Source organism: Pseudomonas sp. BT-42-2, from assembly GCF_025847435.2.
GTDB classification, from domain to species: Bacteria; Pseudomonadota; Gammaproteobacteria; order Pseudomonadales; family Pseudomonadaceae; genus Aquipseudomonas; species Aquipseudomonas urmiensis.
Genome location: NZ_JAOYTM010000007.1, coordinates 98249 through 120385 on the forward strand (window position 1 = coordinate 98249; position 22137 = coordinate 120385).

General features: G+C 64.2%; 23 protein-coding genes. 11 read left to right on the forward strand and 12 right to left on the reverse strand.

What is annotated here, in order from left to right; genetic code table 11:
• The first annotated feature begins 20 nt into the window (after positions 1–20).
• Positions 21–611 (forward strand): 2-hydroxychromene-2-carboxylate isomerase, encoded by a 591-nt coding sequence (locus OIU19_RS07155; RefSeq protein ID WP_264234428.1) that lies wholly within the window; start codon positions 21–23, stop codon positions 609–611.
• A gap of 139 nt (positions 612–750) precedes the next feature.
• Here the strand turns inward: OIU19_RS07155 and OIU19_RS07160 are convergent, their stop codons facing one another.
• From OIU19_RS07160 to OIU19_RS07185, 6 genes are all read right to left on the reverse strand, one after another.
• Positions 751–1983 carry a DUF1835 domain-containing protein gene (locus OIU19_RS07160; protein WP_264234429.1) on the reverse strand — a complete coding sequence of 411 codons (1233 nt, stop codon included), beginning with the start codon at positions 1981–1983 and terminating at the stop codon, positions 751–753.
• Positions 1984–2128: 145 nt separating this feature from the next.
• Complete coding sequence (locus OIU19_RS07165; protein ID WP_264234430.1) at positions 2129–2422, reverse strand: hypothetical protein; 294 nt, start codon at positions 2420–2422, stop codon at positions 2129–2131.
• Between the two features lie 8 nt (positions 2423–2430).
• The gene (locus OIU19_RS07170; RefSeq protein WP_186553465.1) at positions 2431–2976 is read right to left on the reverse strand and encodes a cupin domain-containing protein; all 546 of its coding nucleotides are present in this window, start codon (positions 2974–2976) and stop codon (positions 2431–2433) included.
• A 108-nt stretch (positions 2977–3084) separates the two neighbouring features.
• A complete protein-coding gene (locus tag OIU19_RS07175; protein ID WP_264234431.1) occupies positions 3085–4290 on the reverse strand; it encodes an MFS transporter in 1206 nt (401 codons plus the stop codon).
• 86 nt (positions 4291–4376) lie between these two features.
• A complete protein-coding gene (locus OIU19_RS07180; RefSeq protein ID WP_264234432.1) occupies positions 4377–4910 on the reverse strand; it encodes a cytochrome b in 534 nt (177 codons plus the stop codon).
• A complete protein-coding gene (locus OIU19_RS07185) occupies positions 4907–5959 on the reverse strand; it encodes a catalase family peroxidase (protein ID WP_264234433.1) in 1053 nt (350 codons plus the stop codon). The genes OIU19_RS07180 and OIU19_RS07185 overlap by 4 nt, the downstream gene beginning before the upstream one ends.
• Positions 5960–6084: 125 nt before the next feature.
• On the opposite strand from OIU19_RS07185, the gene OIU19_RS07190 reads away from it, so the two are divergent.
• Complete coding sequence (locus OIU19_RS07190; RefSeq protein ID WP_264234434.1) at positions 6085–6606, forward strand: sigma-70 family RNA polymerase sigma factor; 522 nt, start codon at positions 6085–6087, stop codon at positions 6604–6606.
• Positions 6603–7355 (forward strand): anti-sigma factor, encoded by a 753-nt coding sequence (locus OIU19_RS07195; RefSeq protein ID WP_264234435.1) that lies wholly within the window; start codon positions 6603–6605, stop codon positions 7353–7355. The genes OIU19_RS07190 and OIU19_RS07195 overlap by 4 nt, the downstream gene beginning before the upstream one ends.
• Position 7356: 1 nt before the next feature.
• Here OIU19_RS07195 and OIU19_RS07200 read toward each other — a convergent pair whose 3' ends face one another.
• The gene (locus OIU19_RS07200) at positions 7357–8085 is read right to left on the reverse strand and encodes a thioredoxin family protein (RefSeq protein ID WP_264234436.1); all 729 of its coding nucleotides are present in this window, start codon (positions 8083–8085) and stop codon (positions 7357–7359) included.
• A 218-nt stretch (positions 8086–8303) separates the two neighbouring features.
• Positions 8304–8963 (reverse strand): HAD family phosphatase, encoded by a 660-nt coding sequence (locus OIU19_RS07205; RefSeq protein ID WP_264234437.1) that lies wholly within the window; start codon positions 8961–8963, stop codon positions 8304–8306.
• Between the two features lie 93 nt (positions 8964–9056).
• Between OIU19_RS07205 and lexA the strand changes: the two genes are divergently transcribed.
• From lexA to OIU19_RS07225, 4 genes are read left to right on the forward strand one after another with little or no spacing between them, the layout of a single operon-like run.
• Positions 9057–9674: a transcriptional repressor LexA gene (gene lexA / locus OIU19_RS07210; protein WP_186553457.1), complete on the forward strand. Its 618-nt coding sequence runs from the start codon at positions 9057–9059 to the stop codon at positions 9672–9674.
• Positions 9674–10291: a translesion DNA synthesis-associated protein ImuA gene (imuA, locus tag OIU19_RS07215; RefSeq protein ID WP_264234438.1), complete on the forward strand. Its 618-nt coding sequence runs from the start codon at positions 9674–9676 to the stop codon at positions 10289–10291. Before lexA ends, imuA begins: the two co-directional genes overlap by 1 nt.
• Before the next feature lie 9 nt (positions 10292–10300).
• Complete coding sequence (locus tag OIU19_RS07220; protein ID WP_264234439.1) at positions 10301–11719, forward strand: DNA polymerase Y family protein; 1419 nt, start codon at positions 10301–10303, stop codon at positions 11717–11719.
• Entirely contained in the window at positions 11716–14796 is a 3081-nt protein-coding gene (locus OIU19_RS07225) for an error-prone DNA polymerase (RefSeq protein ID WP_372353294.1), read from the forward strand. Before OIU19_RS07220 ends, OIU19_RS07225 begins: the two co-directional genes overlap by 4 nt.
• A 93-nt stretch (positions 14797–14889) precedes the next feature.
• Here the strand turns inward: OIU19_RS07225 and OIU19_RS07230 are convergent, their stop codons facing one another.
• On the reverse strand, positions 14890–15711 hold the full coding sequence (locus tag OIU19_RS07230) for an aldo/keto reductase (protein ID WP_264234441.1): 822 nt from the start codon (positions 15709–15711) through the stop codon (positions 14890–14892).
• Positions 15699–16604 carry a LysR family transcriptional regulator gene (locus OIU19_RS07235; RefSeq protein WP_264234442.1) on the reverse strand — a complete coding sequence of 302 codons (906 nt, stop codon included), beginning with the start codon at positions 16602–16604 and terminating at the stop codon, positions 15699–15701. The genes OIU19_RS07230 and OIU19_RS07235 overlap by 13 nt, the downstream gene beginning before the upstream one ends.
• A 120-nt stretch (positions 16605–16724) precedes the next feature.
• Between OIU19_RS07235 and OIU19_RS07240 the strand changes: the two genes are divergently transcribed.
• From OIU19_RS07240 to OIU19_RS07250, 3 genes are all read left to right on the forward strand, one after another.
• On the forward strand, positions 16725–17423 hold the full coding sequence (locus tag OIU19_RS07240; RefSeq protein ID WP_264234443.1) for a CoA transferase subunit A: 699 nt from the start codon (positions 16725–16727) through the stop codon (positions 17421–17423).
• 34 nt (positions 17424–17457) lie between these two features.
• The gene (locus tag OIU19_RS07245) at positions 17458–18114 is read left to right on the forward strand and encodes a CoA transferase subunit B (RefSeq protein WP_186553450.1); all 657 of its coding nucleotides are present in this window, start codon (positions 17458–17460) and stop codon (positions 18112–18114) included.
• Positions 18115–18265: 151 nt separating this feature from the next.
• Positions 18266–19684 (forward strand): short-chain fatty acid transporter, encoded by a 1419-nt coding sequence (locus tag OIU19_RS07250; protein WP_264234444.1) that lies wholly within the window; start codon positions 18266–18268, stop codon positions 19682–19684.
• Between the two features lie 42 nt (positions 19685–19726).
• On the opposite strand, the gene OIU19_RS07255 is transcribed toward OIU19_RS07250, so the two are convergent.
• Positions 19727–20620: a dihydrodipicolinate synthase family protein gene (locus OIU19_RS07255; RefSeq protein ID WP_264234445.1), complete on the reverse strand. Its 894-nt coding sequence runs from the start codon at positions 20618–20620 to the stop codon at positions 19727–19729.
• A 33-nt stretch (positions 20621–20653) separates the two neighbouring features.
• Positions 20654–21436 (reverse strand): aldolase, encoded by a 783-nt coding sequence (locus OIU19_RS07260; protein ID WP_264234446.1) that lies wholly within the window; start codon positions 21434–21436, stop codon positions 20654–20656.
• Between the two features lie 155 nt (positions 21437–21591).
• On the opposite strand from OIU19_RS07260, the gene OIU19_RS07265 reads away from it, so the two are divergent.
• Positions 21592–22134 carry a helix-turn-helix domain-containing protein gene (locus OIU19_RS07265; protein ID WP_264234447.1) on the forward strand — a complete coding sequence of 181 codons (543 nt, stop codon included), beginning with the start codon at positions 21592–21594 and terminating at the stop codon, positions 22132–22134.
• Positions 22135–22137 lie beyond the last annotated feature (3 nt).

A 22137-nucleotide genomic window follows, 5' to 3' on the forward strand; every position in this document is an offset into this window, starting at 1 on the left:
TCACGAACAAGGACAGCAGCATGAGCAAACGTGTCGAGTTTTTCTTCGATCTGGGCAGCCCGGCCAGTTATCTGGCCTGGACCCAGCTGCCGGCACTCTGTGCGCGGCATGGCGCCGAGTTGGTGTATCGGCCAATGCTTCTGGGCGGGGTGTTCCAGGCAACCGGCAATGCCTCGCCGGTGATGGTGCCGGCCAAGGGCAAGTACATGTTCGTCGACCTGCAGCGTTATGCCGAGCGCTATGGCGTGCCGTTTGGCCTGCCGCCTGGTTTTCCGATCAATACCCTGGGCTTGATGCGTGGGCTGGTTGCCAGCCAGTTGCATGCACCTGAGCGATTCGAGGCGCTGCTGGCGGTACTGTTCAAGGCGCTCTGGGCGCAGCGGCTCAATCTGGGTGATGCGCCGGTGCTCGATGCCTCGTTGGACGCCGCTGGCTTCGATCCGCAGCAGTTCCGCGCGTTGGCCAGTCAGGTCGAGGTCAAACAGGCGCTCAAGCAGGTGACCGAAGAAGCGGTGGCGCGCGGCGTGTTCGGCGCGCCGACCTGCTTTGTCGAGGGGCAGATGTTCTTTGGCCAGGATCGCTTGGATTTTGTCGAGCAGGCGCTGGTGTGAGCGGTCTGGGCTGATCTGTTAGTGGCGGCCTCTTCGCGGGCAAGCCCGCTCCCACAGGGTCCGCGCTGATCTGTAGGCTAGCGGGGAACCTGTGGGAGCGGGCTTGCCCGCGAAGAGGCCGCTGCTGATTGAACTCAAATCAGCCGCGCCAAACCGGTTGCAGGGCTTCATCCAAAGCCCAGTGGCCTTCACCGGGCTGCAACCGCACACCGCCCACCCAGCGCTCGCAGCCGATCAGGTCCAGGCCATAGGCTTGCCCGGCCAAGACCTGCTCACCCAGGGCTGTAAGGCTGATGGTGCGCTGCGGCCAGGCGAGCTGGGCATCGGCCTGGTCAATCAGCGGTCGAGGGCCGTCGATCAGTGGCCGCAGCAAGGCATAAAACATCATGTCACCGAGAAACGGCAGCGGCTCGCGCTCCATCATCAGTAGCGCAAACACCTTGCCCATCGGCATCGGTCCGTGATCGCGCAGAATCTGCAGGGTCAGGCGTTCTGTCAACGACAGCCCGTCGCTGATAGCGGGCAATTCCTGCAATTGGCGCAGCAGCGCTGGGCCGAGCAGTGGCAGGGCGGCGTGGCGAGCATGGGCCAGTGCCGCCCACGCCTGGGGTGAGGGGGCGCGATACGCAGCCCAAGCGTCACGGGCCAATATCAGCATGGCAGCGTCCACTGGCCTGCGCTGAGGCCACAGCCAAGCCAGCACTTCGGGCGCCAGTTGGCCGATGCCGATGAAACGCTGCACCCCGGGCACCTGGTCGATGGCGATCAGGCTGAGGTTCTCCGGCACCTGCTCAAGCTGGGCCAGCACCCGCAGCAAAAACAGCTGGTCATAGGCGTCGGCTTCACACCAGAGCACACCGGGCATGCGCTGACTCAAGCGGGCCAGCGCAGCATATTCAGCTTCCTGGCGCTGGCGGGTTTGCTCAGGGGCAATATTGAACGCGTGGCTGATGAAGTTTGCCCGTACGGCGCGGTAGCTGGGGCCATCGAGCTGCGGCACTGGGCCCATGCACAGCGGGTCGGCGTACATCTGCAACTGGCCTTTGAAACCGGCCACTTGCAGGCTGTGCTGGATGTCGTTGCCGCAGCGCCAATGGCAGGTGTCGGGGGTGTCGCTGGCGACGAAGCCAGGGTGCTTGAGGGCAAAGGCGAGGGCGTCGCAGTGGGCCTTGAGCTTGGGCCAGCTGGCAAAGCCCAGATCGCGCGCGATCAGGTATTGGGCATCGGCCAGGCGCGGCGGACGCTGCGGGTCGAGGCTGCGTAGACGCTCATCGACCTGGCCACTGCGCAGGCGCTGCAGCAGCTCTTTGGCACGTTTGCGTTGTTGTTCGAGGTTGAGGCGGCCGTTGTCGGGCTGGGTAGTGACAGACATGCGAACTCCTTGGCGAGCCTTGTCCGCTGTCAGGCTGGAGTCGTCATGGGCGATGTTCCAAGCAGGTTCCTGGGCGCAGCCCTTTCCGCGGACGGGAGGCGTCGGAGTGCGCCGCTGGCGACTATAAGCGCCTGGCGACGGCGGTTCAAGCCTGGGCTAATAGGCGCTCGATCTGGGTGCGCTCCCAGATGCTCAGCAGGTCGACTGGATTGGTGCCGTAGCGCTGCCAGCGCTCGACCGCCCCTTCAACCCCTTGCGGGCTGCGGCAATGCAGGCAAAGGGCAAGCCCTTCGCGGTCGAGCACCAGGGTCAACTGCCAGCCGCCGCTCTCTATCTCGATTTGCCCGCCAAGGTGGCGGGCGCGGATGTCGACAGGCTGTACGCCAAGCGCAGCATCACGCAGGCATTGATAGACCTCGCGGCTGGTCGGCGCATCCATGGCTTGGGTCAGAAGTTGGCCGGGGTGTTGGCGCTGATGATCTCGGCCTCGTCCTGGCCGATGTTCTTGAAGCTGTGCGCCAAGGTGGTGGGGATGTAGTAGCCATCGCCAGAGTTGAGCACGCTGACCTGGCCATCGACCCACAGCTCGATGGTGCCACGGGTCACCAGGCCACACTCCTCGCCTTCGGCGTGAACGATCGGCTCGCCCGAGTCTGCACCTGGGGCATACAGCTCACGCAGCATGCGCATCTGCCGGCCCTCGACGCTGGCGCCGACCAGCAGCATGCGCAGGCCGTTACGGCCCAGGTCGGGCTGCTCGCCGCCACGGAACACGAAGCGCTCTTCGCGCACCGGCTCGTCGAAGCTGAAGAACTCGGCCAGGGACATGGGGATCCCTTCGAGCAGTTTTTTCAGGGAGCTGACCGAAGGGCTGACGCGGTTCTGCTCGATCTGCGAGATGGTCGAGTTGGTCAGGCCGCTGCGACGAGCCAGCTCCCGCTGGGAGAGGTTGTTGCGTTCACGCACCAGTTTGAGTCGTGTCCCCGTGTCCATAGCCGCCTTTTTTAACTGAAAGAGTGTGCAGGTAAAGTGTTTTCACAGGTGTAAAAAATAATAAGCGACGCATTAAAACACACTCTTGGCGGTCACGCGCAGTGCTTCTCAGCGGCGCGGCTCAGCGGGCATCGGCCATAGCCCGACCAGCAGTAACAACACCGCCACGGCGACGAACGGCAGGCGTGGATCAAGGGCGTAGACCAGGGTTCCGGCCAGCGGCCCGATCACCGCGCCCATGCCTTGGGCGGCGCCAATGGAGCCTGCAGTGGCGCCTTGTTCAGAGGCGTGCATGGCATTGGCGGCCAACGCCGAGAACGCCGGGAAGACAAAGCCCATGCCGGCGGCGGCGATGAAGAACGAGGCCCACAGCCACTCGGCACTGCCCGCCAGCGCCGCGGTCGCGAAGCCCAGGGCTGAGATGCTGGCACCCACCCGGATCATCTTCAGCGGCGGCCACTCCAACCGGCGCAGGAGGATCTGCGACAGCATCAGCGCCACGCCGACCGTGGTCAGGGCGATGCCAGCGGCCTGGGCGGCTTGGGTCGAACCCAGTTGCAGGCGGTCGAGGGCAAAAAAGCCGACGGTGATCTGCGATACCGTTACGCTGAGCATGGCGCTGAACGCCACCAACAGTGGCCGGCGCAGGCGTGGGTCGGCCAGGCGCACCGAGTTTGGCGCATGGACCTGCGCCAGCGGCTGGGGCTTGAGCTTGAACAGCAGCACCACAAACGCCGTCGCTGGTAGCAGCGACATGATCCAGAACGGCATGCTCAGGCTGTGCCGGGCCAGCAGCGCGGCAACGGCAGGGCCGAGCACCAGGCCGACGGCATTGGCCGCGCCCAGCGCAGCCATGGCGCGGGCGCGCTGCTGCGGTTCGACATGGTCGGCAACCAGGGCGTTAGCGGCTACTGGCAAGGCGGCGTAGAAGGCGCCGATCATGCCGCGCGCCAGCATCAGGCCGAGAAACGCCAGTGACGCCCCCGGCAGCCAGCGCAGCGCGCCGTCGATGAACAGGCACAGCAGCCAATAGGCAAGGGTAAAACCAGCACAACCCAGCAGCAGCACGCGGCGCCGGCCATAGCGGTCGGCGGCGCGTCCCCAGGGACGGGCGAGCATCACCCAGACCACCCCGGCCACAGTCACCGCAGCGCCGGCTTGCCAGGTGGCCAGGCCGAGCAGGCGGGCGATCGGGCCGATCAGGGCGACGAAGGCCATCATCGACATGGTGCAGGCCATGTTGACCAGCAGCAGTGGGCGCAAATCCAGGGTGCTAACGGGCTTCAGGGAAGCAGGATCCTTTGCGGCATTCATGGGCAGTCCAGGGCGATACGACGAAATGAGCGCCGATGCTAGTAATAATTATTTATATTTGTCGACCCTGGCCGCTCATTCAGCGCTCATTCGCTGCGACGTACAGGTCCTGGCCACATGCTACGCAACACGCCATCGCGGCGCACCAGGGCATGCACCAACGCCGCGCCCAGGTGCAGCACAACGGTGGCGAACAACAGATAGCCGGCCCAGCCGTGAGCACTGCGCAAGATCGCGTACAGCTGCAGGTCGTGCGGCGCAATCGCTGGCAATTGCAACGGACGTGGATAGCCGCCGGCCGAGAGCATCGCCCAGCCCAGCAGCGGCATCGCCAGCATCAGTGCATACAGCAGCAGATGCGAAGCGCCGGCGGCCAGGCGCTGGAGTGGCGGTATATCGCTGGGCAGTGGTGGGTGCGGCAGGGTCAGGCGCAGGACAATCCGCAGTAGCACCAAGGCCAGCAAGGCCAGGCCCGTGGCTTTGTGCAACTCGACCATCACGGGGTGGCGCAAGGATAGGTCGCCGACCATGCTCACGCCGATCAACAGCATGGCCACGATCAGTACGGCCATCAGCCAATGCAGCAGGCGGGCTAGGGGGTGGAAGGTGGTCGGTTTCATGGGCGGGCTCCGCTGTCGAGCGATTCGCGGCTGCGACGATTGAAGGATTCTGAATACGCGGCAGAGCGAGCGGCCAGGATCGGATCGGCGGAAGGCTCGATGCCATCGGGAAGGATCAGCGGGTCGAAGTTCAGGTCGCGGCAGGCGCCTTGTTCGGGGGCATCGACGGTTTCGATGACCAAGGTGCCGGCGTCGATACTGCGCCGTTCGGCAGGCCAGGGTCGGGCGGGGTCGTCCACCGCATCGCCAGGCTCGGCCAGCACCAGGCGCAAGGTCCAGCGCAGCGGGCCTTGCTTCAGGCGCTGGGCAAGGTCGTGCTGCAGGTAGCGGTTGTCCTCGACCTGGGCGGGCAGGGCGGCGAATGGCGTCTGCGCCTCGACCTGCCAGCGCACCGGCTGCGACCTGCCGTTCGCGTCGATCAGGCGAAAGGCATTGATGCTGTGATAGTGGGTGTTGGCGAAACTGTCGCTGGGCTTGTATGCCGCTGCCCACTGGCGAAACGCCGTGCTTTCGGGATGCGCGGCGAAGAACGCCTGCATCCGCGCAGGATCAGGCTTGCGCGTGGCAGGGTCGGGGGTCATGGCCAAGACCTGCTCATAAAAGGCTTCGGGAGTACTTACCGCCAACACTGGCGGATTGTTCATGCCGGTGCGCCACACCTGGCCATCATCGCTGGAAAACTGTAGCGCCAGGCTACGCACCGGCACCCCGGTATCGGGGGTGGAGGGGTTGGCGCCGCCAATGGCAAAGCGGCCGATCACCGGCACTCGCGGCTGGGCGAATACCCGCGCGCTGGACAGGGCTGCGGCCTGGCCGCTGCTCTGGAAATAGCCGCTGACGCACACGCCCTTGGCGTGGTTCTTGCGATAACCCGGATGATGTCCGGCCTGGGCTTCGAAGGTGTCGATGATGCGTTGCGGGGTTAGCGCGGGGCTACCGATCCAGCCAGCGGCGTAGGCAAAGCCTGCGCTCACGGCCAGCAGGCCGGCGCCAATGCCGGCCAGGCGCCAGGCCTTGGCGGGGCCGCTCAGGGGTGTGTGCATGTGCAAGGTCCGAGTGGGTGAATGTGCCGGTACGACGTGGCAGGGGGAAATTTATTCCACCGGCTTGGGAATAGATTTCGTTGCAAAGCGTCTGCCCCTTACACTGACAGCCCATGGGCCGGGACCTCACCATGCACGATCTGGACGAACATCAGTGGCGCGAGCTGCTCCGGCGTCTGCGCCGCTTCGCCTTGTGGCTGACCCGCGAATCGGCCAGCGCCGACGACCTGGTCCAGGCCACGGTCGAGCGCGCCCTGAGCCGTGGCCGCCAGCAGCGCGAGGCCGACGCCCTGCGGCCCTGGCTGTTCACCATCCTGTACCGGCTGTTTCTCGATGGCAAACGCCGTGATCGCTTGCACGCCCGCTGGCTGGCGTGGTTTGGCCGGGAGCAGCAGGGGAGTGAGCCGCTGGGTGACAACACCGAAGACATCATCCTCGCCCAGGCCGATCTGCAGGCCTTTGGCCAATTGTCAGCCGAGCAGCGCGCCTTGCTGTTGCTGGTGAGCGTCGAGGGGCTGAGCTACAAAGAGGCCGCCGTGGCCCTGAACATTCCCATCGGTACGGTGATGTCGCGCTTGTCGCGCGCCCGCGCCGCGCTGCGTGACCTGACCGAGGGTAACCCGACGCCCCCGGCCTTGCGGAGACTCAAATGACACGCCTGATCCCCACCGAGGACGAGTTGCATGCCTACGTCGACGAGCGCCTGGAGCCTGCCCGTCGGGCAGCAGTGCAGGCGTGGCTGGCGGCCAATCCACACGAGGCTGCGCGGATCGAAGCCTGGCGCAGTGACGCCCGCCGCTTGCGGGCAGCCTTGGCGGGGATAGGCGAGTTGGCGCCAGGGCCGCACCTGGATCTTGCTCAGGTACGACGGCGTTTGCGTCAGCGCCGTCAACGCCGGCTGGCCAGTGCCGCGGTGCTGCTGCTGGCGCTCGGGGTAGGTGGGCTGGGGGGCTGGCAGGCGCGCCAGGCCACGCTGGTTGCCGCTGACCTGCCGATGGCCGATGCGGTCCAGGCCCACCGCTTGTTCGTCGGCACCAGCGCCTTGGACATCCAGGCCAGCGATCCGGCCCAGTTGCAGGCGTGGCTGGGCCGGCACTTCAACCGCGTCGGCCAGTTACCGGACTTGGCAGGCTATGGCTTTCAGCCGGTGGGCGCGCGGCTTTTGAGCAACGAGCAGGGTCCTGCGGCGCTATTGGTGTTCCAAGACCGCCAGGGCGAGCGCATCAGTCTGTTCCTGCGCTCGCCCGGTGAGCGTTTTGACAAGATGCCTAGCGGCCAGCGCACCGATGGCCAGCTGGAGGCGCGCTATTGGTCGCATGGTGCCTATAACTTCGCCTTGGTCAGTGCGGCGGACGATCACCGCAGCGAGTCGCTGCGCCAGGTGTTGGGTGTGAGTTTGTGATTCAGTCATGGCAGCAGTGCGGCTTAACCGGCTGCTGCTCATAGCGATCATGGTGACGCACCCAGTCCATCGTCCCGCCTTCATTACGTCCTAGCGGGGCCAGGTCGAGGAAGTTGTACGCCCCGACCAGGATGTCCAGCCCACGGGCGTAGGTCGAGTAGGTGTGATACAGCTGGCCATCAGCCGCCCGGTAGAACGCGCTCAGGCCAGGCAGCTCGCTCTCATCGCCCTGGTAGGGTTCATAGTTGTACTGCTCGCTGCCATCGGTGGCGACACTGACCGCAAAGTCGCGATTGAAGCTGCTGCCGTGCGAAGAGTACCAGGGGAATTGCCAGCCCATGCGCCTGCGAAACGCCTGGAACTGGGGGTAGGGCGCCCGAGACACGGCGACCAGCGCCGCATCGTGGTGGGCCAGGTGCAGGTTGGCACCGTCGAAGTGATCGGCAAGGAATGAACAGCCAGGGCAGCCTTCGCTCCAGCCTTCAACGAACATGAAATGGTACAGCAGCAACTGGCTGCGCCCGCCGAACAGCGCGGCCAGATCGACTTCGCCCTCAGGGCCATGGAAGCGATAGTCGTGCTCAAGCTTTACCCAGGGCAGGGCCTGGCGGGCGGCACTGAGTTCATCGCGTTGGTGGGTGAAGGCCTTCTCATGCAGCCACAGTTGACGGCGCGCGGCGAGCCATTGGCTGCGCGAGACCACCTCGTGCTTGGGATCGGAGTTGCTCATGGCGTGGGCTCCAGGCTGTGGGGTTCAGCACTGGTCGAGCGGCGAGCGGGGGATTCGACAGGTTGGGCTTGGGTAAGCGACGGACGGGTATTGGAGTGGCGGCGCCCGAAAACGCCGTCGAGATCGAGCGCCGCCGGTCCCCACATGGGCCTATGTGATTAGGCTGGGTAATCCTGGGGCAGGGTGACAAATTGCAATCGCGATTGTGAGTTCAATGTTCAAGGATGCATGGATTCAATCAACGCCCAAAGCCGCGGATCATTGAAATCGTCGATCACCAATTGCGCCCCAGCAGCCAGCAAGCGCTCTTGGGTCTGCGTGGTGGCAATGCCCACGGTAAAGATCCAGGCGCCGCTGGCAGCCTGTACGCCGGGCAGGGAATCTTCGAACGCCAACGCTTGGCTGGCACTGGCATTGAGCTGCTGCAGGCCAGTGAGGTAGGGCAGCGGATCAGGCTTGGGACGGGCCAGCTCCTCGGCCACCAGCACATGCTCGAAGCGCTCGCCCAAACCCATGGCATTGAGCATGTGCTCAGCGTTCAGGCGTGGTGCATTGGTCACCACGCACATGCCGATGTGCTGCGCCTGGGCATGTGCGAGCAGGCGCAACAGGCCTGGCAGCGGTTGCAACTGCGGCGACATCTCGCGGAACAAGGCTTCCTTGCGGTCGGCAAGTGCCTGGCACTGCTGGCTCGTGGCCTGTGGAAACAACTCCTTGAACAGCGCGCCATTGGCTCGTCCACTGACCTGGGCAGCGAACTGGGCCTGGCTCAGCTGGCGCCCGTCGTACTCGTGCAACAGCTGGCGGAAGGCTTGCAGGTGCAAGGTGTCGGTATCGGTGAGGGTGCCATCGAGGTCGAACAGCAGGGCTTTGAGCATGGGGCTTCCAAGGGCTTAAACGTTTAATCCTGAGCATCATAGCCAAAGCCGACGACGAAGGGGGCTGTTCAGTGTTCTACAAAAAGAGTACAAATGTGCTCCATGGACACTATGACCCCCAAACGCCGCGCCATCCTGGCCTTCATCCGTGAACGCATCACCGATCACGGCCAACCGCCGAGCCTGGCCGATATCGCCGAGCGCTTCGGTTTTGCCTCGCGCAGCGTGGCGCGCAAGCACATCACCGCCCTGTGCCAGGCTGGATACATCGACGTCACGCCCAACCAGGCGCGTGGCATTCGCCTGGCCGAGCCGTTGCGCCGCCCGGAAATCCTCGAACTGCCCGTGCTCGGCCAAGTGGCCGCCGGTGCGCCGATCGGCCCTGACCTGGACATCCACGAACAACTGCTGCTCGACCCCAGCCTGTTCCGTCGCACCCCCGATTACCTGCTCAAGGTGCGCGGAGAGTCGATGATCGATGACGGCATCTTCGATGGCGACCTGGTCGGCATCCGCCAACAAGGCGAGGCCCGCGATGGGCAGATCGTCGTCGCCCGGCTGGACGGCGAGGTGACCATCAAGCGTCTGCAACGTACGCCCGGCGGTTATCGGTTGCTGCCGCGTAACCCGGCGTACGCTCCGATCGAGGTAGGGCCTGAGCGTGAGTTGGTTATCGAAGGTGTGTTCTGCGGCCTGTTGAGGCGTGACTGATGGGCGCGGTAGTCGATCTGGACGGCTTGCTCGATCAGCGGCGGATCTGGCGTGGTCGGCAAACCCAGGCACGCCCGCTCGGCCTGCAACCGACCGGGCATATGAGCCTGGACCAGCGGCTGCCGGAAGGCGGTTGGCCTGCTTCGGCGCTGAGTGAGTTGCTGCTGGCCAGCCCGGGCTGTGGTGAGCTGCAGTTGTTATGGCCAAGCCTGGCGCGGTTGACTGCTGAAGGTGGCCGGGTGGTGCTGGTAGCGCCGCCGTTCATTCCTTACCCACCTGCCTGGCAAGCGGCGGGGGTCGATTTGCGCTGGTTGGTGCAGATCGAAGCTGAGCCCGCAGACGCGTTGTGGGCTGCCGAGCAATGTTTGCGCTCCGGCAGTTGCGCTGCGGTGCTGTGCTGGCCGGAGCGTGCCGATGACCGGGCCTTGCGCCGTTTGCAGGTGGCCGCCGAGACCGGCCAGGCGCTGGCCTTTGCCTGCCGACCGCAGCAGGCTGCGCACAACCCTTCACCTGCGGCGTTGCGCCTCGCGATCGATACCCGTCCGGCCCAATGGCGGGTGCTCAAGTGCCGGGGTGGCATGCCGCCTGCTGCGCCCATCGCCAGCTCAGGCCGGTGAGGGTGGAGCATGCTTTGGGCCTGCATTGTCTTCCCTCAGCTGGCGCTGGATACGGTATTGCGCGAGCGTGATGAGCCCGACTGCGCGTTGGTTTTGATGGGGGGGCCGAGCCAGCGCCGCGTGCTGCAATCGGTCAACTGCGCAGCAGCGAAGCTGGGCCTGCGCGCCGGGCAGACGCTGACCGCCGCACGGGCGCTGGCCGATGGCTTTACTTGCGTTGAAGTCGACCCTGCGCGGGTTGATCAGGTCCAGCAACTGTTGGCCGCCTGGGCCTATCGCTTCAGTGCCCAGGTGAGCCTGCACTATCCACGCGCCTTGCTCCTGGAAGTGGGTTCAAGCTTGCAATTGTTCGGGCCGTGGCCGCTGTTTGAAGCGCGCCTGCGCCAGGAGCTGGAGGCGTTGGGCCTGCGGCACCGGATTGTCGTTGCCAGCAACCCGGTGGCGGCCCGGATGCTCGCCAATGCCCATGACGGCTTGGCGGTGACCTGCGCCGAGCAGACCCGCGCCGCCTTGCTGCAGCTGCCTATTGGCAAGATCGGTCTTCCCGCTGATGCCGCCCAGGCCTTCATCCGCATGGGCTTGCGCCGCCTCGGCGAGGTCTTGGCCTTGCCGCGCGAGGCGCTGGCTCGACGCTTCGCCGCTCAGGTGCAGCTGCACCTGGATCAATTGCTGGGCGTGCGCAACGTGGGCCTGGATTTCTATCAACCACCGGATCGCTTCGAAACGCGGCTAGAGCTGAATTTCGACGTCGAGTCGCATCAGGCGTTATTGTTCCCCTTGCGGCGGATGATCGGCGACCTGGCTGCGTTTCTAGCCGGACGCGACTGCGGCGTGCAGCGTTTCGAGCTACACTTGGAGCACGTCGAAGGGCCAGACACGCAGCTCATGATTGGCCTGCTATCAGCCGAACGCGATGCGGCCCTGCTATTTGAGCTGGCGCGGGGGCGGCTGGAGCCGCTACGCATCCCGGCACCGGTGCGTAATCTGCGCCTGCTGGCCGAAGACTTGCCGGCGTTCGTGCCTCAGCATCAGGCCCTGTTCGACCCCAGGGCGCAGCAGACCCAACCTTGGCCGCAACTGCGCGAGCGGTTGCGCGCACGTCTGGGTGACGAGGCGGTCAAGGGCCTGCGCGCCGAAGCCGATCACCGCCCGGAGTGCGCCTGGCAGTTGACCGACCTGGGCGCGTGCGGGGCATTGCAAGTCACTCCAGGCAGTCGTCCGGGCTGGTTATTGGCGGCGCCGCAGCGGCTGCCGGAGTCTGGCGTTCAACTGTTGGGACAGGCCGAGCGCATCGAGTCGGGTTGGTGGGATGGTGGCGATGTGCGCCGAGACTACTACCGCATCGAAACCCGCGAAGGCTTGCGCGGCTGGGCTTATCAAGACCTCGCCGCCCCCGGCCCGCTGTGGCTGCAAGGCTGGTTCGCATGACTGCGCTGGCTTACGCCGAACTGCACTGCCTGTCCAACTTCAGTTTCCAGCGCGGTGCTTCCAGCGCCGATGAACTGTTTCGACGGGCCCGTGAGCAGGGTTATCAAGCCTTGGCCATTACCGATGAATGCACCCTGGCAGGTATCGTGCGCGCCTGGCAGGCGGCCAAGGCGCATCAACTGCGCTTGATCGTCGGCAGTGAGATGCGCGTGCAGAATGGCCCTAAACTGGTGTTGCTGGTCGAGGATCTCAGTGGCTATCAAAGCCTGTGTGCGCTGATCACCCGAGCTCGTCGGCGTGCACAGAAAGGCGAGTATCAGCTACTGGCCGATGACCTTCAGGCTCACGCCAAGGGCTTGCTCGCGCTGTGGATCCCAGACGATCCAGATGAGCCTGCAGCGGGCCAATGGTTGCAGTCGTTGTTTGCCGAGCGCCTGTGGCTGGCGGTGCACCTGCATCGGGGCAGCGATGATGCCAGCCGGCTGGCGCGCCTGCGTGCACTGGCCGCTCGGCTGGGGATTGGCGCGGTGGCCTGCGGCGATGTGCACATGCATAGCCGCGGTCGGCGCGCCCTGCAAGACTGCATGACCGCCGTGCGCCAGCATTGCAGTATGTCTGAGGCGGGCCGTTATCTGTTCGCCAATGGCGAACGCCACCTGCGTCCTTTGGCGCAATTGAGCGAGTTGTATCCGCCCGAGCTGCTCGCTGAAAGCCTGGTCATCGCCGAGCGCTGCCAGTTCAACCTGGGCGAGCTCAAGTACAAGTACCCCCGCGAGCTGGTACCAGCAGGGCACAGCGCGGCCAGTTGGCTGCGTCACCTGTGCGAGCAAGGCTTGCCCAAGCGTTGGCCGAATGGCCCTGACGCCAAAGTGTTCGAGGCTTTGGAGCGAGAGTTGGCGCTCATCGAGGAACTGGGGTACGAGAGCTATTTTCTTACCGTTCACGACATCGTCGCTTTTGCCCGCAAGCAATCGATCCTCTGTCAGGGCCGCGGTTCGGCGGCCAACTCGGTCGTGTGTTTCGTACTCGGTATCACCGAACTCGATCCGATGGAGCACCACTTGTTGTTCGAGCGGTTTCTGTCCCGCGAGCGCAACGAGCCGCCGGACATCGACGTCGACTTCGAGCACAACCGCCGCGAGGAAGTCATCCAGTACGTGTTCCGTCGTTATGGCCGCCACCGCGCCGCGCTGACAGCGGTGGTCAGCACCTATCATGCTGCCGGTGCGGTACGCGATGTGGCCCGAGTGCTGGGGCTGCCTGCCGATCAGGTCGACGCGTTGGCCAAGTGTTGTGGCCGCTGGAGTGATCGTATCCCCGATGCCGAGCGCCTGGCCGAGGCCGGCTTCGAGGCCCAGAGCCCGTCGCTGCGGCGCATTCTGGTGCTGGCCGGGGAGTTGATCGGTTTTCCCAGGCACCTGTCGCAGCATCCCGGTGGCTTCGTCATTTCCGAGCAGCCGCTGGACCAACTGGTGCCGGTGGAAAATGCCGCCATGCCCGAGCGCACGGTAATTCAGTGGGACAAGGACGACCTGGACCTGGTCGGGCTGCTCAAGGTCGATGTGCTCGCCTTGGGCATGCTCAGTGCCTTGCGTCGCTGTTTCGATCTGATTGCGCTGCATCGTGGTCGGCAGTTGAGTTTGGCCACCATTCCCAGTGAAGACCCTGCCACCTACGCCATGATCAGCCGCGCCGAGACCATGGGCGTGTTCCAGATCGAATCGCGGGCACAGATGGCCATGCTGCCGCGCCTGAAGCCGACCACGTTTTACGATCTGGTCATTGAAGTGGCCATCGTCCGCCCGGGGCCGATCCAGGGCGACATGGTCCACCCTTACTTGCGCAGACGTCTCAAGCAAGAGCCGATTAGCTATCCCTCGCCAGCCTTGAAAGCGGTCTTCGAACGCACCCTGGGCGTTCCGCTGTTTCAGGAACAGGTGATGGAACTGGCCATGGTCGCCGCCGACTACACCCCTGGCGAGGCCGATCAGCTACGCCGCAGCATGGCCGCCTGGAAGCGCCATGGCGGGCTGGAGCCGCACCGCGAGCGGCTGCTCAAGGGCATGCTGCGCAATGGCTACGAGCTGGCGTTCGCCGAGCGCATTTTCGAACAGATCAAAGGCTTCGGCAGTTATGGCTTCCCCGAGTCGCATGCGGCCAGTTTTGCCTTGCTCTGCTATGCCAGCAGCTGGTTGAAATGCCACGAACCGGCGATCTTCACCTGCGCCCTGGTCAACAGCTGGCCGATGGGCTTCTACAGCCCTGATCAGTTGCTGCAAGAAGCCCGTCGCCAGGGCATCGAGGTGCGCCCGGTGGATGTCTTTCACAGTGACTGGGATTGCACGTTGGAGCCGTTGGGGCAGGGCGCTTTGGCGATTCGCCTGGGGCTGCGGCAGATCCGTGGGTTTGCCGAAGTCGATGCCCGCCGGCTCGAGCAGGCCAGGGCGCAGCGGCCCTGGCGCGATGTCGAAGACTTGTGTCTGCGCGCTGAGCTCGACAGCCGGGCGCGCACCCGGCTGGCCGATGCCGGGGCGTTGCGAGCGCTGGCCCAGAATCGCCATCAAGCGCGCTGGCAGGTGGCTGCGGTGCAGGCGCAATTACCCTTGTTCGCAGAGGTGCAGGCCAGCCCTGAGCGCGCGGTGGCGCTGCCCGCGCCGACAGTGGGCGAGGATCTGCTGGCGGACTACGACACCCTCGGCACCACACTTGGCCCCCATCCGTTGACTTTGCTCAGGCCACGCTTGCGGGCGTTAGGCTGTCGCAGTTCGAGTGAACTGGCCGATCTTGAGCATGGCGATCACGTTGCGGTGGCGGGGTTGGTGGTGGGCCGCCAGCGGCCACAGACGGCCAGCGGGGTGACATTCGTCACCCTTGAAGATGAGTCGGGGATGGTCAATGTGGTGGTCTGGCGCGAGCTGGCCGAGCGCCAACGACGGGCGCTGGTGGGCTCGCAGTTACTCAAGGTCAGCGGCAGGCTGGAGCAGGAGAATGGCGTCAGGCACCTGATTGCGCGCAAGCTGGAGGACGTCAGCCCGCTGTTGCTGGGGCTGGATGTGCGTAGCCGGGATTTTCATTGAGGTCTTGTGCTCTATAGTACCGCCCTCATCGCGGGGTTTTGTGGGAGCGGGCTTGCCCCGCGATGAGGCCGGCACTGACAAACAACTACTCGCTCAAACCATCGCCAACCGCTGCTTGCGTGTCGGCGCTGGAAACGCCTGGTCAATCGCCCGCAGATCCTCTTCGCTCAATTTCAATGAGGCCGCCCCCGCATTGAGCTGCACATGCCGCGGGTTGACCGCCTTGGGGATGGCAATCACCCCATCAGAGCGGGTCACCCAGGCCAAGCTGACTTGCGCAGGAGTTGCCCCATGGCGCTCGGCAATTTCGGCCAAAAGCGGATGCTTGAGCAATCGCCCGGCCTGGGCCAGCGGGCAATAGGCCATGGTCGGCAAGCCATTGGCCTGGCTCCAGGGCAGCAGGTCGAATTCGATCCCGCGCTCACCCGGGTTGTACAGCACCTGATTGGTGGCGCAGTCGCTATTAGCCAGTTCATGCAAATCGTCGAGGTCGAAGTTGGATACCCCCCAACGGCGAATCTTGCCTTGCTCGCGCAGACGCTCGAAGGCCTCCACGGTTTCTTCCAGCGGATACTGGCCGCGCCAGTGCAACAGGTACAGGTCGATGCAGTCGGTGCCCAAGCGCTTGAGGCTGCGTTCGCAGGCCAGCGGTAGACCACGCTGGCTGGCGTTGTGCGGGTAGACCTTGCTGACCAGAAACACCTGCTCGCGACGGCCGACCATGGCTTGGCCGACGACCTCTTCGGCGCCACCCTCGGCGTACATTTCCGCAGTGTCGATCAGGCTCAGCCCCAGCTCGATGCCTTGCTGCAGGGCGGCCACTTCGGCGCCGCGCCGAGCAGGATCTTCACCCATGTACCAGGTGCCCTGGCCAATGGCCGGAACGCTGTTGCCTGCAAGCTTCACTGAACGCATGTCACCTCCGGTAGATGGGTATTGCACAACACGACCTCGAGCAGCGCCTCGGCTGCGGTGGACAGTTTGTGGTCGCTTAGCGCCATGACGCCGATGCGCCGCTCAACGCTCGGCTCGACCAGGGCCACGCAGCGCGCACCGAGCTCTTGCATCTGGTTGATGCACAGCGCCGGCACCGCGCTGACCCCCAGGCCATTGGCAACCATGCGGCCGATGGTCGACAGTTGATGGCTCTCGAACGCCACTGTCAGCTTGCCGTGCCCGGCGGCAATGTTCTGCTCCAGCAGCAAGCGCACCGCCGACGGGCGTTGCAGGGCGATGAAATCTTCGGCCAGCAGTTGCTGCCAGGTGACTTGCGGCTGTTGGGCCAGCGGCGAATCGCCCGGTACCACGGCGACGAAGCGATCCAGGTACAGCGGATGAAAGCGTAGCCCATCGAGGTTGTCCGGCTCGAAGCCAATGCCCAGTTCGACGCGCCGGTGGCGTACCAGTTCCAGCACCTGTTCGTTGATCACGTCATGGACGGTAACGTTCACCCTCGGATAGCGCTGGCGGAACACCTTCAGCGACTGTGGCAGCAGGTTGCCGGCAAAGGCGGGCATGGCCGCGACCGACACCCGGCCAAGCTGCAAGGTAAAGCGCTGGCGCAGCATTTCTTCGGTGTCGTCCCAATCGGCCAGCAGGCGCCGGGCCAGCGGCAGCAGCACCTCGCCTTCTGGGGTCAGGCTGACGCTGCGGGTGGTGCGGGTGAGCAGGGCGCCGCCAAGGTTATCCTCCAGCGCCTTGATGGTCAGGCTCAACGCCGGTTGCGAGACGTGCAGGTGCTCGCCGGCCTGGGCGAAGCTTTGGTACTTGGCCACGGTGATGAAGGCGCGTAGCTGCTTGACGTTCATGCGGGGGGTCGACCTTTTGTTTTGGAAAAGTTATCAATCGATGACGAAAACAAAATTAACAAATCAGTCGCCAGCGGTGAAGATGGCTGCACGCACAAACAACTACAAAGGCGGATCAGCATGGCCGGACTGGACAAGCGCGTTGCAACCTACGAACAGGCCCTCGAAGGCCTTACCGACAACATGACGGTACTGGCCGGCGGCTTCGGCCTGTGCGGCATCCCCGAGAACCTCATCGCGCAAATCAAGCGTCTGGGCGTCAAGGGCCTGACCGTGGTTTCCAACAACTGCGGCGTCGATGGCTTTGGCCTGGGCGTGTTGCTCGAAGACCGGCAGATCCGCAAGATGATCGCCTCCTACGTCGGCGAGAACGCCGAGTTCGAACGCCAGCTGCTCAGCGGCGAGCTGGAGGTCGAGCTGACCCCACAAGGCACCCTGGCCGAAAAAATGCGCGCCGGTGGTGCTGGCATCCCGGCTTTCTTTACCGCCACCGGCTACGGCACCCCGGTTGCCGAAGGCAAGGAAGTGCGCGAGTTCAACGGGCGCAAGTACATCCTTGAAGAAGCCATCACCGGCGACTTCGCCATCGTCAAAGGCTGGAAGGCCGACCACTACGGCAACGTGGTGTACCGCAACACTGCGCAAAACTTCAATCCACTGGCAGCCACCGCCGGCAAGATCACCGTGGTCGAGGTCGAGGAAATCGTCGAGCCTGGCGTGCTTCTGCCCAGCGAGATCCACACCCCGGGCATTTATGTCGACCGGGTCATCGTCGGCACCTTCGAGAAGCGCATCGAAAAGCGCACCGTCAAGGCCTGAGCGCCGTCCACAGAACAACAAAGAGATCCAGACCATGGCACTGACCCGCGAACAGATGGCTCAACGTGTTGCCCGTGAACTGAAGGACGGCTATTACGTCAACCTCGGCATCGGCATCCCGACCCTGGTGGCCAACTACGTACCTGCCGACATGGACGTGATGCTGCAATCGGAAAACGGCCTGCTCGGCATGGGCGAATTCCCCACTGAAAGCACCCTCGACGCCGACATGATCAACGCCGGCAAACAAACCGTCACCGCCCGCCGCGGTGCCTCGATCTTCGATTCGGCGCAATCGTTCGCCATGATCCGTGGCGGCCACGTCGACCTCACCGTGCTGGGCGCGTTCGAAGTGGACGTGGAGGGCAACATCGCCTCCTGGATGATCCCCGGCAAGTTGGTCAAGGGCATGGGCGGGGCGATGGACCTGGTTGCCGGCGCCGACAACATCATCGTCACCATGACCCACGCCTCCAAGGATGGCGAGTCCAAGTTGCTGTCGCGCTGCAGCCTGCCGCTGACCGGTGCTGGTTGCATCCGCAAGGTGTTGACCGACCTGGCTTACCTTGAGATCGAAAACGGCGCGTTCATCTTGCGCGAGACGGCCCCAGGGGTGAGCGTCGAGGAAATCATCGAGAAGACCGCAGGCAAGCTGATCGTAGCCGATGATGTAAAGGAAATGACCTTCTGATAGCCGCTTGAGTACCGTGGGAGCGGGCTTGCCCCGCGATAGCGTTGATCGGGACAACTGGGTTGTCTGTCGGCACGCTATCGCGCGGCACGCCCGCTCCCACGGTTTTTGCGTTTGTAACAGCCAATAAAATCAATAAAAGGAAAATCCCGTGGCCGCTGAAATCCAAGACAGCCGCTCCGCTCGCTTTGCCCTGCGTTGCTCGAACTGGGCTGAACGCTGGTTCCCTGATTCCTGGGTGTTCGCCGCCCTGGCGGTGGTGCTGGTGTGTATCGGCGCACTGGTGATGGGCGCCAAGCCGACCGACACCGCCAAGGCCTTTGGCGATGGTTTCTGGAGCCTGATCCCGTTCACCATGCAGATGGCTTTCGTGGTCATCGGCGGCTATGTGGTCGCCAGCTCGCCACCGGCGGCGCGGCTGATCGATCGCCTGGCGCGCATCCCCAAAAATGGTCGCTCGGCGGTGTGCTGGGTGGCGCTGATCTCGATGCTCGCCTCGTTGCTCAACTGGGGCTTGTCGCTGGTGTTCGGCGGTTTGCTGGTGCGCGCGTTGGCCCGTCGTGCCGACCTGAAGATGGACTATCGTGCAGCAGGCGCAGCAGCCTACCTGGGCCTGGGGGCGGTGTGGGCGCTGGGCCTGTCGTCCTCGGCGGCGCAGCTGCAGGCCAACCCTGCCAGCCTGCCACCGTCGATCTTGTCCATTACCGGGGTGATCCCGTTCACCGAAACCATTTTTCTTTGGCAATCCGGCGTAATGCTGGCGGCGCTGGTGATCGTCTCGCTGGTGGTCGCCTATGCCACCGCGCCTGGCCCGGGTAGCGCCCGTAGCGCCGAGGCGTGCGGCGTCGACCCAAGCTTCAGCGCGCCGCCACCGCCGCAGCGCACCCGTCCAGGCGAATGGCTGGAATACAGCCCGATCCTGATCCTGCTGTTGGTGGCGCTGGCCGCCGGTTGGCTGTACCAGGAGTTCGCGACCAAACCTGCGATCACCGCTATCTCCGGCCTGAACACCTACAACCTGCTGTTCATCATGCTCGGCGCCTTGCTGCACTGGCGTCCGCGCAGCTTCCTCGATGCGGTGACCCGCGCCGTGCCGACCACCACCGGGGTGCTGATCCAGTTCCCGCTGTATGGCTCGATCGCCGCCATCCTCACCCAGGTCAAGGGCGTGGATGAGCAGACCCTGGCCCACCACATCTCGACCTTCTTCGTGCAGATCGCCTCGCACGACACCTATGCCGTGCTCATGGGGGTGTACTCGGCGGTGCTGGGCTTCTTCATCCCGTCCGGTGGCGGCAAGTGGATCATCGAGGCGCCCTACGTGATGCTGGTGGCCAATGACCTGCAGTATCACCTGGGCTGGGCCGTGCAGATCTACAACGCCGCCGAGGCGCTGCCGAACCTGATCAACCCGTTCTACATGCTGCCGCTGCTCGGGGTGCTAGGGCTCAAGGCGCGCGACCTGATCGGCTTCTCGTTCGTCCAGCTGTTGGTGCATGTGCCATTGGTCCTGGTGCTGCTTTGGGCGCTGGGCACGACGCTGCAGTATGTGCCGCCTGTGATGCCTTGATTTGTGAGTCAGATTCTGGGGCCGCAACGCGGCCCCAAAATCTCAAAGCGCTACGCCGAGCTCATCCAACAGTCCGCGCAACGTCGCGCGTCCTTGTTCATCCAAGCCAAACACCGGCCGCCGCGGTTCGCCCACCGCCAGCCCCGTCAGCGCCAAACCGGCCTTGATAGTGGCCGGCAATCCACCCTTGAGAATGAAGTCGAGCATCGGCAATTGCTGGTAGAACAGCGCTTTGGCCTGCTCCAGGTCACCTGCTCGAATCGCCTGGTACAAGCCCAGGTTGAGCGCGGGTATCAGGTTGGGCGCCGCCGTGCACCAGCCTCTGGCGCCCGCCACGAACGCCTCCAGGGCCAGCGGGTTACAGCCGTTATAAAACGGTACCTGGCCTTCGCCGCGCAGCTGTAGCTGGTGCATGCGCTGAATGTCACCGGTGCTCTCCTTGACCATGGTGACATTCTCCACCTCGCGCACGATGCGCAAGATCAACTCGACCGGCATGTCGGTGCCACTGGTGGCAGGATTGTTGTAGAGCATGATCGGCAGGTCGACGGCAGTGCCAATCGCCCGGTAGTGCTGGAGTATTTCCGTGGCGCTGAGCTTCCAGTAGGCAGACGGCAAGACCATGACGGCATCGGCGCCATGGGCCTGGGCGAAGCGTGCGCGGCGGATGGCACCGGCAGTGGTGAGGTCGGAGACGCTGACGATGCTCGGCAGCCGCTTGCCAATCTGCGCCAGGCTGTACTCGGCCACTTGCTGCCACTCAGTGTCACTGAGGTAGACGCCTTCACCCGTGCTGCCCAACGGGGCGATAGCGTGCACTCCCGAGGCGATCAGGCGCTCGATGGACTGGCCCAGCGCCGGCAGGTCGAGTTGGGCGCCGTCGTTGCTGAACGGGGTGATGGTGTAGCCGATGATGCCGTGAAATTCTGTAGTCATGATTGTGGGCTCCGCAGGCAAGGCATTGAAAGGTCAGTTCAGGCAATCGGCATGGATACGCAGGGTTTGGCGCGCGTAGTAGTTGAACGTAGCGGCGTGACGCTTGGGTCGGTCGATCCAGTCGTGAGCTTCGTGGCCCAGCGCCGCGGCGATTGGCTTGATGGTGCCGGCCGCCATCGCCAGCAGTTGCAGGCGTGCGGCGCGTTCGATCAATTGGGCGTACACGCAGGCTTGCTCGACGCTGCTGCCAGTCGACAGCTGACCATGGTGCGAGAGCAGGATGGCGCGTTTGTCACCCAGCGCCTGGCTGATGATCTCACCTTCTTCGTTGCCAACCGGCACTCCTGGCCAGGCCTCAAGGAACGCGCAGTCGTCATACAGTGGGCACAGGTCCATCTGCGAGACCTGCAACGGCACCTCCAGCATCGACAACGCGGCAACGTGAGTGGGGTGGGTGTGGATGATGCAATTGACGTCCGGGCGAGCACGGTACACCCAGCTGTGGAAGCGGTTGGCCGGGTTGGGCATGCCCTGGCCTTCCAGCACTTGCAGGTCTTCGTTGACCAGCAGCAGGTTACTGGCGGTGATTTCGTCGAAACCCAGGCCCAATTGCTGGGTGTAGAAGGTGCCTGGCTGCGGGCCGCGGGCGCTGATCTGTCCGGCAAGGCCCGAGTCATGGCCATGCTCGAACAGAATTCGGCAGGCCAGGGCCAGCTTTTCCCGTACAGTCCACGTATTATCGGCGAGCGAGCCTTGCATCTGCGTCAGGGCCTGGCGCACCAGTTGGTCTTTGCTGTGAGTCAGGGTCGTTGCCATGGGGGAGGGTCCTCGGTGGCGTGATGGTAGAGGTCAGTGCTTGCCCGCCTAACTGCTTTGGTCGGTGGAAGGGCGGTCAATTACATGACACAAATGATCTTATATGACACAAAGTGTCATGCGCAACTGCGTTTTGCCTGGGAAAGCCGCGTCACATGTCTATCCGACTGAAACTGCTGAGAAAAAAACTCGGGATTACCCTGGAGGTGCTGGCTGACAAGGCCGGCATGACCAAGAGCTACCTGTCCAAGGTCGAGCGGGGGCTCAATACCCCGTCCATCGCCACGGCGCTCAAGCTTGCCCGGGCGTTGAACGTCAATGTCGAAGAGCTGTTCGCCGATGACCCATCGGGCGAGGCGCGTTACAGTCTGGTGCGCGGGACGGAGCGCCAGGCACTGGTAGGCAGCGGTGAGGGGCCGGGCTACGCGGTGTTGACCTCGCAGGTTGGAATGCGCAGTTTGTTGCCGTTCATGATCCAGCCGCCGAGCGAATTCAGCGACCCGACCTTCAAGGCGCATGAGGGTGAAGAGTTTCTGTTCGTCCACCAGGGCCAGGTCGAGGTGGACTTCATGACCGAGCGGGTGCTGCTGGAGCAGGGCGATGCCTTGCACTTCAATGCCCAGACGCCGCACCGCCTGCGTTCGGTCGGGCCACAGCAGGCGCAATTGCTGGTGGTGGTACAAGGCAGCGGCGAGTGAGGG